This window comes from Listeria cossartiae subsp. cayugensis (assembly GCF_014229095.1).
In the GTDB taxonomy this organism is placed as follows: domain Bacteria; phylum Bacillota; class Bacilli; order Lactobacillales; family Listeriaceae; genus Listeria; species Listeria cayugensis.
The window spans coordinates 414,484-432,320 of sequence record NZ_JAARZC010000001.1 but is presented as its reverse complement, the minus strand read 5'-3'; the positions used below and the strand labels follow the sequence as shown (position 1 = coordinate 432,320).

The 17,837-nt window shown below is 38.6% G+C and carries 21 protein-coding genes; 2 read left to right on the top strand and 19 right to left on the bottom strand.

Annotation, left to right across the window (positions count from 1 at the left end; genetic code table 11):
* Positions 1 to 195: 195 nt before the first annotated feature.
* Genes HCB49_RS02155 through HCB49_RS02085 form a run of 15 tightly spaced genes read right to left on the bottom strand, consistent with a single transcriptional unit; the run spans position 196 to position 13,734 of the window.
* On the bottom strand, positions 196 to 1,104 hold the full coding sequence (locus tag HCB49_RS02155; protein ID WP_003724426.1) for a chemotaxis protein: 909 nt from the start codon (positions 1,102 to 1,104) through the stop codon (positions 196 to 198).
* A 12-nt stretch (positions 1,105 to 1,116) separates the two neighbouring features.
* Positions 1,117 to 3,030, bottom strand: a complete 1,914-nt coding sequence (gmaR, locus tag HCB49_RS02150; protein WP_185603972.1) for a transcriptional anti-repressor GmaR — start codon at positions 3,028 to 3,030, stop codon at positions 1,117 to 1,119.
* A 22-nt stretch (positions 3,031 to 3,052) separates the two neighbouring features.
* Complete coding sequence (locus tag HCB49_RS02145; RefSeq protein WP_185481597.1) at positions 3,053 to 3,553, bottom strand: hypothetical protein; 501 nt, start codon at positions 3,551 to 3,553, stop codon at positions 3,053 to 3,055.
* Positions 3,554 to 3,562: 9 nt separating this feature from the next.
* Positions 3,563 to 4,390 carry a flagellar motor protein MotB gene (locus HCB49_RS02140; protein ID WP_185603971.1) on the bottom strand — a complete coding sequence of 276 codons (828 nt, stop codon included), beginning with the start codon at positions 4,388 to 4,390 and terminating at the stop codon, positions 3,563 to 3,565.
* A complete protein-coding gene (gene motA / locus HCB49_RS02135) occupies positions 4,350 to 5,201 on the bottom strand; it encodes a flagellar motor stator protein MotA (RefSeq protein ID WP_003730247.1) in 852 nt (283 codons plus the stop codon). The genes HCB49_RS02140 and motA overlap by 41 nt, the downstream gene beginning before the upstream one ends.
* Before the next feature lie 26 nt (positions 5,202 to 5,227).
* Entirely contained in the window at positions 5,228 to 5,563 is a 336-nt protein-coding gene (locus tag HCB49_RS02130) for a DUF3964 family protein (protein ID WP_185481596.1), read from the bottom strand.
* 24 nt (positions 5,564 to 5,587) lie between these two features.
* Entirely contained in the window at positions 5,588 to 6,376 is a 789-nt protein-coding gene (locus HCB49_RS02125) for a CheR family methyltransferase (RefSeq protein WP_185603970.1), read from the bottom strand.
* 28 nt (positions 6,377 to 6,404) lie between these two features.
* The gene (locus tag HCB49_RS02120) at positions 6,405 to 7,184 is read right to left on the bottom strand and encodes a flagellar basal-body rod protein FlgG (protein WP_185603969.1); all 780 of its coding nucleotides are present in this window, start codon (positions 7,182 to 7,184) and stop codon (positions 6,405 to 6,407) included.
* Positions 7,181 to 8,404: a flagellar biosynthesis GTPase FlhF gene (flhF, locus tag HCB49_RS02115; protein WP_185603968.1), complete on the bottom strand. Its 1,224-nt coding sequence runs from the start codon at positions 8,402 to 8,404 to the stop codon at positions 7,181 to 7,183. The genes HCB49_RS02120 and flhF overlap by 4 nt, the downstream gene beginning before the upstream one ends.
* 21 nt (positions 8,405 to 8,425) lie before the next feature.
* A complete protein-coding gene (locus HCB49_RS02110; RefSeq protein WP_003721800.1) occupies positions 8,426 to 10,501 on the bottom strand; it encodes a flagellar biosynthesis protein FlhA in 2,076 nt (691 codons plus the stop codon).
* A 46-nt stretch (positions 10,502 to 10,547) separates the two neighbouring features.
* Positions 10,548 to 11,594 (bottom strand): flagellar type III secretion system protein FlhB, encoded by a 1,047-nt coding sequence (gene flhB / locus HCB49_RS02105; RefSeq protein ID WP_185603967.1) that lies wholly within the window; start codon positions 11,592 to 11,594, stop codon positions 10,548 to 10,550.
* 16 nt (positions 11,595 to 11,610) lie between these two features.
* A complete protein-coding gene (locus HCB49_RS02100) occupies positions 11,611 to 12,372 on the bottom strand; it encodes a flagellar biosynthetic protein FliR (RefSeq protein ID WP_008947104.1) in 762 nt (253 codons plus the stop codon).
* Positions 12,373 to 12,374: 2 nt separating this feature from the next.
* Positions 12,375 to 12,647 carry a flagellar biosynthetic protein FliQ gene (locus HCB49_RS02095; RefSeq protein ID WP_003718817.1) on the bottom strand — a complete coding sequence of 91 codons (273 nt, stop codon included), beginning with the start codon at positions 12,645 to 12,647 and terminating at the stop codon, positions 12,375 to 12,377.
* A 12-nt stretch (positions 12,648 to 12,659) separates the two neighbouring features.
* Entirely contained in the window at positions 12,660 to 13,427 is a 768-nt protein-coding gene (locus tag HCB49_RS02090; RefSeq protein WP_185603966.1) for a flagellar type III secretion system pore protein FliP, read from the bottom strand.
* Positions 13,420 to 13,734: a hypothetical protein gene (locus HCB49_RS02085; protein WP_003729398.1), complete on the bottom strand. Its 315-nt coding sequence runs from the start codon at positions 13,732 to 13,734 to the stop codon at positions 13,420 to 13,422. Before HCB49_RS02085 ends, HCB49_RS02090 begins: the two co-directional genes overlap by 8 nt.
* 371 nt (positions 13,735 to 14,105) lie before the next feature.
* Between HCB49_RS02085 and mogR the strand changes: the two genes are divergently transcribed.
* On the top strand, positions 14,106 to 15,026 hold the full coding sequence (gene mogR / locus HCB49_RS02080; protein WP_070294666.1) for a motility genes transcriptional repressor MogR: 921 nt from the start codon (positions 14,106 to 14,108) through the stop codon (positions 15,024 to 15,026).
* Between the two features lie 18 nt (positions 15,027 to 15,044).
* Positions 15,045 to 15,254, top strand: a complete 210-nt coding sequence (locus tag HCB49_RS02075; protein WP_003721793.1) for a lmo0673 family protein — start codon at positions 15,045 to 15,047, stop codon at positions 15,252 to 15,254.
* A gap of 39 nt (positions 15,255 to 15,293) precedes the next feature.
* Here HCB49_RS02075 and HCB49_RS02070 read toward each other — a convergent pair whose 3' ends face one another.
* The 4 genes from HCB49_RS02070 to HCB49_RS02055 form a co-directional block, all read right to left on the bottom strand.
* Positions 15,294 to 15,695 (bottom strand): DUF805 domain-containing protein, encoded by a 402-nt coding sequence (locus tag HCB49_RS02070; RefSeq protein WP_185603965.1) that lies wholly within the window; start codon positions 15,693 to 15,695, stop codon positions 15,294 to 15,296.
* 147 nt (positions 15,696 to 15,842) lie between these two features.
* Positions 15,843 to 16,253: a DUF805 domain-containing protein gene (locus HCB49_RS02065; protein ID WP_185603964.1), complete on the bottom strand. Its 411-nt coding sequence runs from the start codon at positions 16,251 to 16,253 to the stop codon at positions 15,843 to 15,845.
* A 293-nt stretch (positions 16,254 to 16,546) separates the two neighbouring features.
* On the bottom strand, positions 16,547 to 16,912 hold the full coding sequence (locus HCB49_RS02060) for a hypothetical protein (RefSeq protein WP_185603963.1): 366 nt from the start codon (positions 16,910 to 16,912) through the stop codon (positions 16,547 to 16,549).
* A 295-nt stretch (positions 16,913 to 17,207) separates the two neighbouring features.
* Positions 17,208 to 17,822 (bottom strand): hypothetical protein, encoded by a 615-nt coding sequence (locus HCB49_RS02055; RefSeq protein WP_185603962.1) that lies wholly within the window; start codon positions 17,820 to 17,822, stop codon positions 17,208 to 17,210.
* Positions 17,823 to 17,837: the final 15 nt, after the last annotated feature.

Genomic DNA, 17,837 nt, shown 5'->3' with positions numbered 1-17,837 from the left:
CTTCTCTATATGCTTTATTATATCTTCATTTTTTTAAAAAATCAAATGTTTTTTGTTAAAAATGTAAAAATAAGTTGTTTTTATTTATATAAAAATGAAAATCCGGCTTAATAGCAACGTTTTTACGTTTTCGCAAATTTTTTTAAATAAAATAAAGAAGTGTTTGAACAGAAAAGTTTGTTCAAACACTTCTTTTTATAAAACTAGCTCATCTAAAATATTAATAAGTTGATGGATATTCGGTTTACTTACTTGTGCATCGGCTCCGACACCTGCACCTTTATGTTCCAGATCTTCTGTAATTAGCGAAGAGAAAATAACAACTGGCAATTCGCGGCCAATTTCATCTTCTTTAATTACTTTTGTTAAATGGTGTCCGTCCATTTGCGGCATTTCGATATCCGTAATTAACAAGTTAACATTTTCAAACGTTTGCTCTTTTTGTTCTTTGAGCAATTTGAAAATATGTTCTTGGGCTTCGCGGCCATTTGCAAAAAACTGCAGATTTGTATAACCCGCCTCATGAAGCGTATCTTCCAGCAGTTGACGCAGCATTTGTGAGTCTTCGGCAATAAAGATAGTCTTCTCTTCACGGTTTACTTTTCGCGCCATACGGTCTTCGCCTGTCACAGCAAAATCCGCATTTCCACTAATTTCATAAATGATTTTTTCATAATCAAGTAAAAGAACTAGGTTACCGTCTAGCTTCACGATACCAACCGCTAATTCTTCCAAACCAATCGATAGTTTTTCCGGTTCTTCAATTTGTTCCCATGAAATACGTTGGATCCGATGAACCTCGTCGACACGGAAAACAATTTTCATTTGGTTTAGTTCTGTGATAATGAATTTCGTATTTTCTGGTTCGATTTCGGGTAATTTCATCACACGAGCAAGGTTCACGACAGGCATAATTTCGCCGCGGACTTGGGAAACGCCTTCAATTGCCGGGTTCGAATCTGGTACAGGCGTTACTTCTAGCGGATGAATAATTTCTTTCACTTTTAAAACGTTAATACAAAATAAGTTTTCGCCAACAGTAAATGTAACAATTTCTAATTCATTTGTTCCACTTTGTAGTAAAATTCCTTTTTCTTCTGTCATATTACTGGCCTCCTATCGATTGTTTGTAACTGTATCTTGCAACATCGTAACTTCATCCAACAGTTTTGCTAAATAACGGTTATTCGGAAATTCGTCCATTGCCTCACTAATTCGATTCGCGCGATTTTCGGTATCAATTTTAATTGTCCAAAGATAAAAACGGAAATCGGTACTAAAATTATCGATACCTCGTTCTGCAATCGCAAGTGCTTCATCCAGTACATCGGCGTCTACTAGATAGTTAATTAGGTTGATATAGCCTTGTTTTGTCACTTCGTCTGCATCGACAATATTGTAAAAATCAAGCGCGATATCCGCAAAATCATATTGGAAAAATAAGTCCGCAATGTGGCTGTTAATGCTGTCATGGTAAACGTTTCGAAGTGCCAATAAGTAATCAGCAAACTCGCCTTTTCCAAGTGCAATCGCTCGTTCTAACACGAACAAATAGCGTTTTTTACTAATTCGTGGGCCATTTTCAAAAATAAAGTCATAAATGTCGCCAACATCGCTATTTTTCATGACGCGTTCGATTGGTAATTGCGGATTTTCGTAGTGCCATAAACATAAGTCGGCTGCATCAATTAGTTCTTCTTTAATTCCAAATAAAATAGCAGATTCGCTAATTACTGGGAAGACGTTGCGAATTGTTGCGATTTTCACTTCGGTTGCTTCTGCGACTGGCGGATACACATCGGTTAGCGATTGAACAATGAGTTCAGACAATTCCGCGTAGCCTTGTTGTGTTGTCATCGAAAGTAAGCGCAAGCCTGTTTCCGTGCTAGCAATAAAGTGATGACGTTCCATAAAGGCGAAGATTTCTTTTGGTTGATGGAATTTGCTAAGCAGCATAATCATTTGGAACATCACACCGTAATCGGAACTATTTTCCGCATAGGCTTTAGAAAAATGAGTCATCGCGCGCGTATAATCTTTTTCTTCTAAGTAAATTGTTCCTAGCATTTTGTGTGGCATGAAATTCGTTGCTTCGTACAACACGATTGGTTGGTAGTCGATTGCAGTATTTTCTAGCAAACTTTGATAAATTTCTTTCGCATCTTCAAGTTGGTGGTTCACATATAAAATATTGGCTTTTTTAAGCGGGAATTCTGGTACGTTTGGCCAAATGACTTTTGCTTCTTCGATAATCGCTAAACTTTCGTCGTAGCGTTTTTCTTGTTCCAGTAGCTCAGCAATATGATATGCGCTTAGTTTCGCCCAAATGTAGTGGTTGTGATCACGTAGTCGAAACGCTTCGGAAAATTCTTTTAGCGCTTCTTTTTTATTGCCAAGACGATTCATTTCTTGCCCAATATTAAAGTGGACGAAGCCGCTATTTTTATTATTTTTAACTTCTTTTTCTAATAAACGTAAATTACGGTCAGATTTGTCTTGTTTTTCGACAATTTCCGACATATAGCCATAATGATAAATTTTTACTTCAGCAACACCAGCTGCAATCGGGCGTTTGTCGATTGCTTCTAGTTGTTCATGGATTACGCCGCGGAAGCAAATGGTGCCGTCATTTTTATAAACCCGCGCCATTTGGTTAGTTGTTGTCACTCGTCCTTTTTCCCCTGTAAAGCTAATAATTTGCGCCATTTGAATTGGTTCGACTGGTGATTTCAACTGTTTTTCTAATTTGCGGTAACTTTCTTCTTCCAAACATTCATCTGCATCAATCGCTAAAATCCATTTTCCCGTTGCATGTTTGGCCGCAAAGTTTCTTGCATCAGAAAAGTTGCCAGTCCATTCAAAGTCATAGACAAAATCAGTGAATTCTTGTGCAATTTCCTTGGTTTCGTCAGTGGAACCTGTATCTACAATAATGATTTCTTCTGTAAATTTTCTAAAAGACGCTAAACTTTGTCGTAAAATATGTGCTTCATTTTTGACTATCATACAAATCGAAATTAACGGCCGCATGAATCTTCCCTCTTTCTATCAATTAATTCACTAATTTTATTTTATCGCTGCTCGCCCGGTGTAGTAGATGTTTCTTCGCTTTTGGCAAATCATAAATCATACTTTGCACATCGAACGCTTTCGCAACATCGACTGGTATCACATCAGTCGGCTTATCCCCGTTATAAAAACAACAAACCAAATCCATTTTACTAACAATTTGTGCTAAGAATTTCTCATAAGTCGGCTTCGCAATCACCGTGTCAAAATAACCAAATGATTGATAGCTACTGCCTAAACGTTCTAGGTAATCTATTGTCGAAAGAAACGGCTCTGGCAAACATTCTTTCGGTGCAAAAGTGTAAATCGAAAGTCGCGGTGCCAGATGCTCTTTTTTCAAGAAAAATTGTAACACTTCATTTTCAATCGACTTATAGCAAAGCAAGTGAATGTGGTTCACTGGTGCAAATTTTTCGAGGTATGCTTGTATTTCTTGTTTGTCATAATCGGTTAACGTATGCGAACCACTTAAAAAAAGTTGCAATCAACTCACCTACTCATCTTCATCTAGCGTATCGCGATTTATTGGGCGGACCATAATTTCTACACGCCGATTTTTTTCGCGATTTGCTGCGATATCATTTTTAGCAACGGGTCTGAATTCGCCGTAGCCACGAGCACTAAACTCGCCTGGATTTACTTCGCTATTTTCTTGGATGATCGCTTCCATGAAATTAACGGCACGGGCGACACTTAGTTCCCAGTTGGAAGAATAAATCGATGTACTTATCGGCACATTATCCGTATGCCCAGAAACAATTCCTTCCATCGTTCCCTTCCCTTGCGCAAAAAGTTCGCCGATTTCTTTGGCGATTTCGCGTTTCCCAGCAGTCAATTCCGCACTACCCGACTGGAATAAAATATCATCGCGAATTGTAATCAGAAGCCCTTCATCCGAGTACTTCGTCGTCATTTTCGTCCCTAAATTCTCTGCTGCAATATAACTATCAATTTGTTTTTTAAAGGCTTCAATCTTTTCTTCATTTTGCTTTTTAAGTAAGGCTGCTGCTGCTTTTTTGGCTTTCTCTTGTTCGCTTGCTTCTTTCTTTTTATCTTGCTCTTCCATCGCCTTCAAGACTGCATTCACATTTGGATCATCTGGTCCTTTTTCTTTTGATACATATGCTTGGTTGCCTGCCGCGCCTTCCTCCACAATTTTCTTAAACGCATTTCCCATTTGTTCGAATTTTTTTGCATCAACTGAACTGGAGGCAAACAGAACGATAAATAGAGCAAGTAAAAGTGTCAGCAAATCACTATATGGAATTAGCCACGTCTCATCAACGTGTTCCTCCTGCGGTTTCTTGCGACGCTTGGCCACGCTCAATTTCCTCCACTTCTCTCGTTTTCTTCCCTTTTCCATTTCGCAGCACATCTTTCTCTTTTGGACTTAAAAAAGATAATAAACGTTCTTCCACAACTCGTGGTGCATTTCGCTCTTGAAGCGCGACGACTCCCTCAATCATCATATATCTCAAATGCACTTCTTTTTGTGATTTCACTTTTAATTTATTGGCAAATGGTGTCCAAAGCACGTAACCGGTAAAAATACCGAAAATGGTACAAACAAACGCCGCGGCTATTGCTTCGCTAAGTTTGTCTGGGTTCGACATTTCGCCCATCGCATGAATGAGTCCCATCGCTGCTCCAAGTACACCGAGCGTCGGCGCATATGCTCCGGCTGATGCAAAAATCTTGGCATAAGCAGCATGACGTTCTTCCATGCTCGCTACTTCTTCTTCCAAAACATCCCGTAAAAATTCTGGGGAAGATTGACCATCTACAACTAAGCGCATGCCTCGTTTCATAAATGGATCTTCAATTTCATCGACAGAATCTTCCAGCGCCAGTACCCCGCTACGCCTAATTTCATCGGCATATTCTTTGTATTGCACGAGCACGTCCACTTTGTCCGGCATCTTCTCTTTTGTGAAAAGAATTTTGAATAGTTTCGGTACTACTTTTACATCACTCCATGGGTGCGCCATCATCACAGCCGTAATTGTCCCAAGAATGATGACAATTAAAGCTTCAGCGCTAAATAACATCGCCAGTGATATATTTTGAATCATGAATGAGCCCGCAATGACTATCACTGCCAACACAAGTCCTACAATCGTTGTTATTTCCACGTTACTTCATCTCCCACCTACTTATTTCAGCGAACTAATTCCACTTCATTTAACCAAAAGGCAACTAACTCGTTTTCCATTTCTGGTAAATGAACGAAAAACGCTTTAGCATCCGCTTCACTGGCAAATGCTTGCGAGCGGTAATCATCTTCATCGACACCTTTTAAAGCGAGAAAATAAAATGACTCAAGCCGACCTAAAATGACTTCTTTATCCCCGATTTGATAGCCAACTGTTTGTCTAATTTCAAATTCATTTGGTAAAAAAAGTTGTTCTTTCTTTTCAAGCATGAGGATTTGTTCTGCGAGTCCAGGTTTATCCTCAAAAAACGCTAAATTTTTAATGTTTTCCATTCGTCCCATCTAACCAACTCCATTCCATTTTTGCTAGGTTTTTATGTAGAAAAAATTATTTAATGTGGCAAGACCATAATCAGCTGGGTTCAAAATCTGCTCTGAGCCGCCAATGAAAAGGACGCCGCCACGTCTTAGTGAATCTGCAAATTTCTGATATGCTTGATGCTTGCCTTCTGCTGTGAAATAAATCAACACATTACGGCAGACAATTAAATCAAAGCCTTTTTCGTAATAATCGGTGAGCAAATCGTGCCGTCTAAAACGAATCGACTTTCGATAGGCCGGTAAAATCTGATATGTATCCCCTTTTTCAACGAATGCAGTTTGACGTTCTGGTTCGGTTAGTTCTTCCATTTGGCGGCTTTGATATTCCCCGATGACCGCGCGTTTTAAAATAGCTGGCTCAAGGTCTGTCGCCAAAATATCATAATGTCTTGTCCCAACGGAACGTTCCATCATGATTGCTAGTGAATACGGCTCCTCACCTGATGAACAAGCCGCACTCCATACCCGAAGTTTTCCGCGACTATCTTCAAGCAGTTTTGGAATCACTTGTTTTTCCAGCGCATCCCATCGATTACGATTACGGAAAAACGACGACACATTAATCGTAATCAAACTAATAAACTCATCCAACAGCACGGCATCTTTTTTGAGATGTTTGAAAAATTCCCCAAAAGTAATATATTTCTTCTTCACAATAAAAGACAAAATCCGCCGTTTCATTTGCGTTTCTTTATAAAGCGCTAAATCTAAACCTAAGTCCCTTTTGACGACACGAGTAAAGTAAAGATAATCCTTTTCCAAATCTGGAATCATTCTTTTTCCCCTCCCCTTAGCTAGGCCGTTACTGACGAATTAGTCCGGTTGCTTCTTTGTCGTACACTTTATCGAACATATTGACGACATTTTTCGAAGCTTGTACCATGCGCTGGTTATCCATGAGTTGTACCATTTCAACGCCTAAATCAACATTCGACGTTTCGATAACGCCATTTTGGATAATCCCTTGTCCAGCTGGCAAGTTCATTGTGTTAATACCATTTACGTGAAGTCGTCCTTCACCGTCTTTCACCAAACTATCTACTTGATTGGCGGAAACAAATTTAGTTCCAAGGCGGCCCAAGTATTGATTAGTTTCGGCATTGTATAAATCGCCATTTGCTTCGGCGCGAATCGAAGTTTTTTGACCCACTTGAATCGCTTCTCCAGTCGCACTGAGTAAATTGGCACCATCCGCTGTCCGCAGAAAACCAAACTGATCGGAATGAAACTGTCCACCACGTGAAAGTGAAATTTCACCATTTTTAGCTGTGATGAAAAAATTGCTTCCTAGTGTCGGGTTGGTATCTTGCATAAAGAAATCTCGGTCACGGTTCGTAATGTAACTCGAACCAGCTGTTAAATTAATGTGCGTCGCTGCAGGTCGAACACCGTAATCAATCGTCCCAACTTGCCTAGTGACAGGTCCATTCTGATAGTTCACTTTGTTTCTCGAAATCACTTCACTCGTAAGCTGATCAAATTTGAAACCCGGCGTTTGCGCATTGGCCACGTTATTCGAATGTACTTGTATATGTTGCATATAGTTCATCATCCCAGCTGCCCCAATATATAATCCCTTCATTCCAGCACCTGCCTCCTATCCGTCCCAACAAACCGTTCCGCTAACCAACGACTTTTTGGTCTGAAAATATTTTCCGTAATATTTTGCCCGTCCGTCATGTATAAAACTGGCAAATTCGTTTCTTGCATCACGGTGTATAAATCGCCAATCCGCGTTGTTTCATCCATTTTTGTAATAATAAAACCGTCGATTGGAATTTCTGCTAATTTTGGTAAAATTGTCATCACATCTGCACTTTTCATTCCGGATGAGAACGTAAAACATGTTAAATCAGGATGCACCACATCAGTGTACGCCGCAATCTCATTCACCGATTCTTCGGCTAAATAATTTCTTCCAACCGTATCAATCAAAATATGGTCGACTCCGTTAACATACGTCATATACTGCACGGCTTCTTCCAGTTCCGCAGGGCTCGTCGCAACGATAAGCTCTACATCAAGTTTATCGGCATAACCTTGAAACTGCTCTACCGCCCCTGACCGGAAAGTATCCGTTGTAATAAAACCCACTGTGCGATTTTGTTTTAAAAGTTGCCATCCAAGTTTCACAAGCGTGGTCGTTTTCCCAACCCCCGTTTGCCCAATCAACGAAATAATCCGGTGGTTGCTTAAATCAAACGAATCTTCCACCGCCAATTTTCCAGATAAATACGGGACAAACCAATCCGTAATATCATCCAAATGCGCTGTTTCCACTTGCTTAAACTGCTTCCGCCCCGCCTGCATAAAGTCCGCCACGTAAGTATCACTAATCCCGCGGCTCTTCAAAAATTTCACGAAATCACTGTTTTGCTCACGCTCCTCGCGCATTTTCACAGCCAGCTCGCGATTTAAAGCTGCTAGTTCCTGCCGCATCACCGACAGTTCTTCTTCCTGAGTTTTGCGTTCTTCGAGAAGCGGCGTCGATTGCGCCAGTTCCGCTCCCGCAGCTAGCATTTCCAGTAACTTTTCCTTTTTCAATAAGTCGTCTGTTTTCGGTCTATGTTTCACGACGGATTTTTGAAAGGTTTCTTGGAAGTCCATTCGACCATCCGCTATCGCTACTTCACTCATAATAACCGCCGTCACTTCATACTGTTTTTTAAAAATCCCAAGCTTTGTGACACGTTCATCCGTAATTTTATATGGCTCGTTCGTTACTAATTGAATTTTTTTATGTATTTCACGTTTCGAATTCCCCTTAAAAATTTCCATCTTTTCTACTAAATGTTTTCCCATTGCTACGGATTCCCTCCCTCATCAAGTTGGTTCAATCAGTGCGATTTGCTCCACTTCTGTTTCCGGCGACAGTTCACTAATGGAGAGCACCGGCACATCCAATTGATATCTTTCTAAAACTCGTACAAAGCCAAAACGAAAATCTTTCCGCCTTGTTAAAATGACGGGTTCGCGCCCAGTGAGTTGCGCTTTATTCACTGTATCCCTTACTTTTTGAATGATTGGCAGTTCCTTGTCTAGCGCCCAGTTTAGCGCGTAGCCATAATACGGAGTGTTGACAATTTCCGTATCCATTTCAATCGAATCTTGTAAAAGTAGCGCATAAATTTTGCCGTCTTGATTTTTCGCTTGTTCACAAATAACTTTCGAAATCCGCTCCCTGACAAACGCTGTAATCCCGTCAAGATCATTTGGATAAATCGTTTGACCGTCAATAATCCCTTCGACAATCGTTGGTAAATCACGAACCGAAATCCCTTCTTTCAACAGCTGTCTTAGCACTCCTTGAATGAGCGAATAATCGATTTCCTTTTTCTTAATTTCATCAATCAAAATTTGGTTTTCATCAGCAAGACCATCAATTAAATCTTTAATTTGTTGGCGCATCAGTAGTTCATGCAAGTTCTTCCGGAGTACGACATCCAAATGCGTAATTAAAATACTAAGCGGTTCAAGCACCTGATAATTTTTCATTTGCGCATCTTCTAATTCGCCCGGCAAAATCCAATAACCATCTTCCCCGAAAATCGGATCCTTAGTCGGCTCCGCATCAAGGTCCATCATCACACCAGGCGTTTTCAAAGCTAACAAATGCCCTGCTTTTAAAACGCCACTCGCAACAGCAACACCTTTGACCTTAATTTCATATTTCCCGCGCGGCTGAAAACTCGTATTATCTTTAAAATTAATCCCCGGAACCCCAATACCTAAATCTTGTAAAATCGATTTTCGCATTAAGACGACTTTATCCTTCGCTGTTTCTCCGTTCATTTTTTGTTTCACGAGGGCCGCGATGTTTAAGCCAAGTTCAACAACTACAGGGAATTTTTCTCGTGCTGCGCCAAATGCTTGGTTGTGCTCCGCCTCAGCCGAATTCGTTTCTGACTGAATCAATTCCATTTCTTTTTCCAGTTCCAATTGTTCTTTTTTCTTTAAATTGAATTGCGTACGATAGCCGATTATTCCAAGTACGACACCAATCCCGACAAACGGAATCGTTGGCAGCGGGCTAAATACGCCCATTAAGATAAACATTGCAGCAAGCGTATAAACAACGACCGAGTTTTGCATTAATTCTTTGAAAATCCCGACCGCAACGTTATCATCTGATCCGTCAAATACCCGAGTAACAATAACCCCAGCAGACATCGCCATTAAAAGCGAACCAATTTGGCTCACGATGCCGTCCCCGATTGTTAACTCGGTATATTTCACCGCAGCTTCCCCGAACGAAAGCCCCCCTTGGACCATTCCGACAATTAAACCGAATACAATATTAACAACAGCAAGCAAAACGGTAAAAAGAACGTCCCCTTTTACAAATTTTCCAGCTCCGTCCATTGCACCGTAAAATTCGGTCTCCATATTCAAGTAAGCACGTTTTTCTTTGGCTTCCGGCTCTGTAATCAACCGTTGATTAAGATCCGCATCAATCGCCATCTGTTTACCAGGCAAAGCATCAAGTGTAAATCTCGCCGCCACCTCGGCCGTCCGTGAAGAACCATTTGCCACAATAAACTGAAAGACGATTAAAATAATGAAAATAACAATCCCAACAACAAAATTACTGCCAATAACAAAATTCCCAAATTGTTTAATTACTTGCCCTGGATCCCCTGTAGTTAAAATCGCTCTCGTCGTCGAAATATTTATCGAAACCCGAAATATCCCCATCAAAAGTAGTAAAGACGGAAATGACTTTAATTCATTCCAATCTTTAATTGATGTGGCACGCATGTAAACTAACACTGAGAACGCCAAGATTGTCACAAGCACTAAATCCAACACAAATGGAGGTAATGGCACAATAAGTGCAATAACAAACGAGACCGCAATCAAGATAGCAAAATATTTTTTTATAGCACCTAAATTCCCCATTTTGAAACCTGCCTTTTCTAAGATTAGAAAGGTCGCTCATATGTTGTTAGAACTTGATTTTGTCTGCGTCCATCAATTCTTTCATCACTTCAATAACGTCTTTATATAAATCTTCTTGTATGTATTCATCTGGATTGGTCGTATAGTAAATACTCCGCGCCAGCTGTCTATTCGTAATCATCGGCACCCCGTCCGTATCCGCCACCTGACGAATAAAAAGTGCCAGCTCATCTTCCCCTTTAACGAGCAATTTAGGTGCATGATCTTTCGTTTTGTCATAACGCATCACAACCGAGATATGCGTTGGGTTATTCACAACAAAAGTCGCATCCGCCATTTTTTTCGTAATCGAACCTTGGAGAAGTCCCCGCGCAATGCTTCTTTGACGCTGTTTCACTTCCGGTCGCCCTTCTGAATCTTTCATTTCGTCCTTAATTTCCTGCTTCGACATCCGCAGTCCTTTTTTATAATCGTAGCGTTGGTAAAAGAAGTCGAGCAGCCCAATCACCGCGATTACTAGGAATAGCGCCAGAAATTCATTTTTGAATAAAGCGAAAATTTGTCCGAGTGAGTAAAGCCAATTTTGCCCGGTGTAACTAATGAGCGTATCTAGATGATCCCGAAAGCCAATATACGCCACGTATGAAAGCAACGTAATTAAAAGTAGCGCTTTCACCACCTCGACAATTCCCTTCACACTAAACACTCGCTTAAAATAGTTCGCTGGATTTAGTCGTTTAAACTGGGGCTTCACTGCCTTCGCGGAAAATAAAATCCCGACTTGCACGCCGTAGTTCATCAAACCGAAAATCACGACCATAATCATAACTGGCAGTAGCACTTTGCCAAATTCCATTAAGTAAAACAAACTATAACTTTCCATGTTCGCAAGCTTTGGCGGCTGTTTCAAAAGAGCAACAAATGCTTGAATTGTGTTTTTAATAAACATCTCTCCAAAAAAATAAAGAAGCCCAGCTACAATCAGCAGTGAAAAAGCATTATTCAGTTCTTTACTTTTCGCCACATTACCTTCGTTTCGAGCTTTCTTAATGCGGCGCGGCGTTGCTTTTTCCGTTTTATTATCCTTTGCCAAGCTTTTGTTCTCCTCCCTATTTTTTCAGTAAATAATCAAAAAACGACACATATTGTTGAATCATCTCATCTGTCAAATTTTTAAAAACTGTACTCAAGATAGGAACCGCGCACGCCAGAATGAAAATCCCAAACGTAATTTTGATAATAAACGCATTCATAAAAATGTTAATTTGCGGCGCGCTCTTAGAGATAAAAGCAAGAATAATATTAACGATAAAAATGCTACCCATAATCGGAAGCGCAATCGACACCGCCGAAGCAAGCGCAAAACCAAGCGTCCCGAGCAATAAATCTATAAACCCTTTTTCAAATAAAATCGAAACCGAAGCCGTAAATTCAAACGATTTCATTAAGTAATAAATTAAGTAATCCATTCCTTGAAGCGACAAGAATATCACTACAAAAAAGGTATCTAAAATCGCAGCCGTAATCGAGTTTTGTGTCCCATAAGACGGATCAATCAAGTTCACCTGCGAAAAACCTAGATCATAATCAATCATAAAACCAGCCATTTTCGGAATAACCGCAATCATTTCCACAAGTTTTGCCAGCGCTAGTCCAAATACCACTTCAGATGTGACCCGGAGCAACAAATCAGGTAGCGTCGTAATACCAGAAACATCCACCCACGTTGCAACTGGAATAGAGATCGCCATCCCAAACACCACTTTGACACTGTTCGGAATGTTGCGCCCTTTTAAAAGTGGAAAGAAAAATAAAAAACTGGCAACTCGGCTGAAAACAATCACTACAGCAAGGAAAAATTCAAACTCCATGTTTACACCCTAATCATCAGGGGTAATTTGGAAAAGATTCCTACAAATAAATCCGTCATGTGTTCAAACATCCACGGTCCAAGAATAAAGAGCGCCACTACGAAAGCAATAATCTTCGGCAAAAACGTCAGCGATTGGTCTTGAATCTGCATCATCGCCATCAAAATCGCAACCACAATCACTACCACGATACAAATGAGCGATACCGGCAAAATTAGCGCCAGCCCACTATAGAAAAAATCTTGAAAAATTTGCGTAATCGGCGTTAAATTCATTTTGCTACTCCCTTAAAAGTGAATTGTTTGAAAAATCATGTTGGTAATCAGTCCGTACCCGCCAATGAAAATAAAAACAAGAATCTTAAACGGTAAGCTAATGGTCATCGGCGGCACCATCATCATTCCAAGATACATCAGTAACGTACTAACAATTAAATCTATAAAAATAAACGCCAAGTATATAAACATCCCAGTTAAAAATCCTTGGGTAATCTGTGTCAAAATAAAAGCAGGCAATAGAGCCATAAGCGGTGCATCTTCTTTTTTTGTAACCGGATCTTCTCCTTCTGCTTTTAACATCATGTTAATATCATGCTTATATGTATTTTCCGCAACATATTTTGTCAAAAGCGGCTGCGTTTCGTCCCAAACTTTCGACGCGCTCCACTCTTCTTTTTGCGAAGGTTTATACACATCGTCATACCAAGCAGTAATCAGCGGCTGCATCATAAACAAAGATAAGAACAGCGCCAGTCCAACAAGCACTTGATTGGGCGGTAAGTTCGTCGCGCCAAGTCCTTGCCTCGTTAATCCAAGGACGATAATACAGTAAGTAAAGTGTGTGAACATTAATACAATGGATGCAGACAAAGAAAGAACCGTAACTAGCACAAACAGCGCCACACTAGAATTAACCCCGTCCGTTCCATTCACACCAAGTGAATCCATCCAACTCTCGGCATGCACATTCACACCCGGCCAAAAGACAACCAATGAAATTGCAAAAATAACAATAAAAGATACTTGAAATACTCGTCTAGAAGTTATTTTACGCATTTTCCTTAGTCTCCTCTTTCAAAAGTAATTCTCGGAAAAGTGCTTCATTTTGGTCATTTTTTCCTTTTAATGACACCGTTCGAATATCATTATTGGAAATAATCGCCAGCACCTTTTCCCCGTCTGCCTCCAGAAGAACTGCACGTAACTGATGAGAGATTAAAAGAGTGTCTTTCAACTTTATAAGATCATTTTCGCTTTTTCTCGTGCGATTCGCTTGCTTGTTTTTCTTAACTAAAAAATAAGAAATTCCCGCAAGTACTGCCAAAAGTACAATAATTTTTAAAAGTGACAAAAAATATTCCATTCAAATAAGGTAAATTCACCTTTCACTCCCTTCATCAGATTACAAAAATAAATCATTTTTTCAAAATATATATCAATAAAGTGTTTTTTGTAACTGCAATATAAAATTTTACACCAAATCCAGAAAAAATCTATACTTTTTTTAAAAAATGAAATTGTGTGTAAAAATAAAAAAACAGCCAGTGTAACAGCTGTATCAAAGGAAAACTTCTCATTATTCGATTTATATTTTTCTATTTAACTCGAAAAAAGGTTCTTCATACCCAATCCTTTTGACCTACTCACGTTCCCTTTACACAACTAACATATATTGTTATTATAAAAATAAACAGAAAATCAATAATACTATAGGATAGAGAGGTATGTGATTGTATGCCTAAATCAGAAATAAGAAAATTACTCCAAGAAATCAAAAAACAAGTAGATAATCCGGGGAATTCATCTACAACTGAAATTAAAAAAATGGCTTCAGACGCTGGCATTAACGAACAAACTGCCGAAGAAATCTACCATTTACTCACTGAATTTTATCAAGCCGTTGAAGAACACGGTGGAATCGAAAAATATATGCATTCCAACATTAGTTGGTTAAAAATCGAATTAGAACTACTTTCCGCATGTTACCAAATTGCTATTTTAGAAGATATGAAAGTCCTTGATATCTCTGAAATGCTCAGCCTAAACGATTTGCGGATCTTTCCAAAGACACCAAGCCAACTTCAAAACACTTACTACAAACTAAAAAAAGAGCTTATCCAAGTAGAAGATATTCCTAAAAACAAGCCTGGCCGAAAAAGAAAAACACAAAAAAATACGAAAAAAGAAAAAACCAACATTTTCGGAAAAGTCGTACCAGCTGAATTCAAAGCACCAACGTCCATCAAAGAACAAATTAGCTACGATAAATCACGCGAAAAAAACCTGGTAGATTTACTATCCGGCGTTAAAAGCAACGTGCAACTTTTAAGCGAAAACCAAGGCGAAGAAAACAACGTATATGACTTACTCAAAAGCATTTACTCCTTGTCATCCCTTGCCGTCCAAAAAGAAGAACTCGACAAAAAATACCAAGATTTACAAACCAAATGCCAAGAACTGGAACAAGAAAATTCCTATTTAAAACAACAAAACGAAACCATGACAGACTCGTTCCATACACTCGTGTTACAAGTAGCTGATTTCGCTTACGCCAACGACTTAGACCAAATCCAAGCACTACCACTTTTCAGCCAGCAACTCGTAGTAACACTGAACCAACTTGGCGTATTCAAAGAAAACTATAAACAAATGTAATTTAGAAAGGGTGGCACGATGTATATCGAAATTTATACCGTAAATGGCGAATCTATTCGCCTTGACGACGACGCAAAAATCAACAACATCAGCATCCACGAATTATCTAAAGCAGATTTGAAAAACCTTTTTAACGAAAAATGCATCGAGTTAACAAAATACGACTTAACTTATTTTATTAATACCAACCAAGTGAATTGGTTTCTTGTGAGTGAAGGAATCCATTAAAAAACGAGCTAGGAGATGATCCTAGCTCGTTTTTTTAATTTAAATATCCGATTTCTTATAGACCTCTCCATATTGGTTTGGTCCATCACTTTCAAAACTCATAAATACAAAAATAATAATGGGACCAACCAATGGAATTAAACCAAGAAAAGCAAAATAACCACTTTTCCCAGTGTCATGTAAACGCCTTACAATTAGGCTAGTTAGTGGAACTATAGAGCCACACCAATACAAAAACCGTAAACCTCCAAAAAAGAGCGCACTCCCTCCACCAACTCCAAATAATATTTCTGAAACACCAAAAATTTTTGACATAACAAGCAGAGGCCCATTAATTATCATGTTCCAAACTATTACATACCAGAATGCAGAACCTGGAGCACGCCCTTTAAAATTAGTATAATTCTTCCAAAATGACTTATAAGCTTCTAAAAATCCCATATTTCCTCCTGTGTAATAAAATTATGTTATTTTTCTAAAATATGCGACACCGCTAGCTTAAAACAAGCTTATCGTAGAAAGATTCATAAAATAAATATATACATTTTAAAAAATGAGCTAAGTGTTGACCTTAGCTCGTTTTTTTATTTAAATATCCGATTTCTTATAGACATCTCCATATCGGTTTGGTCCATCACTTTCAAGACTCATAAATATTAAAATAATAATGGAACCAACGACTGGAATTAAACCAAGAAAAGCAAAATAACCACTTTTTCCTGTATCATGTAAACGTCTTACAATAAGGCTAAGTGTAGGTAATATAATAGCTGCTGAATACAACCACATCACAATTACAAAAAATATTGCCATAACTCCACCAGCAAGGCTCCCCCCGCCTCCCATTATTGACACGCCAAAAGTAGAAGCCAGTAAATAAAAGCCCACACAAATTGCCGTGTTCCAAACCCATACATACCAATAGGCTGAACCTGGCGCACGGCCATTAAAATTGACATAGTTCTTCCAAAATGACTTATAAGCTTCTAAAAATCCCATATTTCCTCCTATGTAAATAAATTTTGTCCTAGCTCTAAGAATATACATCGCTTTTGCATTATACAAGCTTATAATAGAAAGATTCATAAAATAGACACATTTCAAATCACAAGGAAAAACATGCCAATAGTCATAGGTCCTAAAGCCTTTAAATCCTTATAAACTTCCTTTATCAAGGATAAAACTTTACGTAAATAAAGCCCCTTTTTGATTGCAAAAAAAGTACTCCAAATGCTACTCATGAAATAATAAAAAGCATGCTGTTAAACATGCCCTTTAAAATATTTCCCATTCTATTGCTTTTGATTAGGTTGCCCCACGGCCTCAGATGCAATAAAATATTCGCCGTCCTCTTTAAACAAAATAGTTCTTGAAAACTCATTCTCCTCTTTGGTTGCGTAAAGTTCTGTGCCCTCACTTAAATAATTAGAGCTGAAATCTTCATTTGGTATTCGGTAATGGCGAATTCTATTCTCTACCTCGCCAATCTTCTCTAAAGCATCTTCTTGATTAGCAGGTTCATACGTCACTATATATAAAACATTGTCAACTTGCACCATTCCTACAAGGTTATCTCTATATAAGAGCCACTTTCCCCCAAAAACCACAGCGCAAAGAACTATTCCTGACAATATTACTATCAACCATTTTTTCTTCATGCTATTAACTCTCTTTTCATTTTATTTAGTACAGCTTCAGATACATGGGTACTCGAAGTTACTACCAAAAATCCACCAAATATTGTTGCTGTCATATCATTTAAAACATATTTGTTCATAAGCGCATTTCTCTCCCTGTTGTATAATAATCTAGGTTTTAAAAAGAGTGTATCATAAAAAGTCGATGTATAACCAAAAATGTAATGAAATGGCCGATTCTTGTCGCGAACGAATAAAATCTAGCTTATTTGGCTTTATTCTTGCTTGATGTACGTGCTATTAAGCACACTTTTTATCATTGATTTTCTACTTCTTTAATTTCCTCTTTATAAGTGTCTAATGCCTCTTCTTGTACTTTATTAATCTCTTCTTCTTGAATATCACTATCATCACCATATAATTCCGTTTCTTTTTCACTATCGACGTTCATTTTCCCGAAATTAACTCCTACTGGAACATAGTATTTATAATCTGAGTCGTAAGTCAAAAACAACATATAGGTTTCTTTATTTTCCATTTTCTCATAGCCCGCAACATGATAAGTCGTATTTGTTTTTTCGTCATGTGCTTCATTTTCATATATTGGTATAATATTGTCTTCAGCTAAGCTTTCTTTAGTATCATTTTTTATAACTTTTGCTATCTTAAAATCAGACATTCTATAGACAGCTAAAATTCCGCCTTCAGAATCACGATCAACTTGGGATTCACCTCGCTTACTCAGTGAACCAATAACAATCACGTTACTTGCCTTACTAAGTTCTTCTTCATTAGCAAAACTATCCGTCTTAGCCTCCGCAGCAACTTCCGTAAAAGGCTTTGGCTTCATTTTCTGATATGTCGTATAGCCTCCTACACTTAATAAAAGCACTGCGATAATAGCAATTATCGTCATTTTTTTTCTATCCATAATAAAAACCTCCAT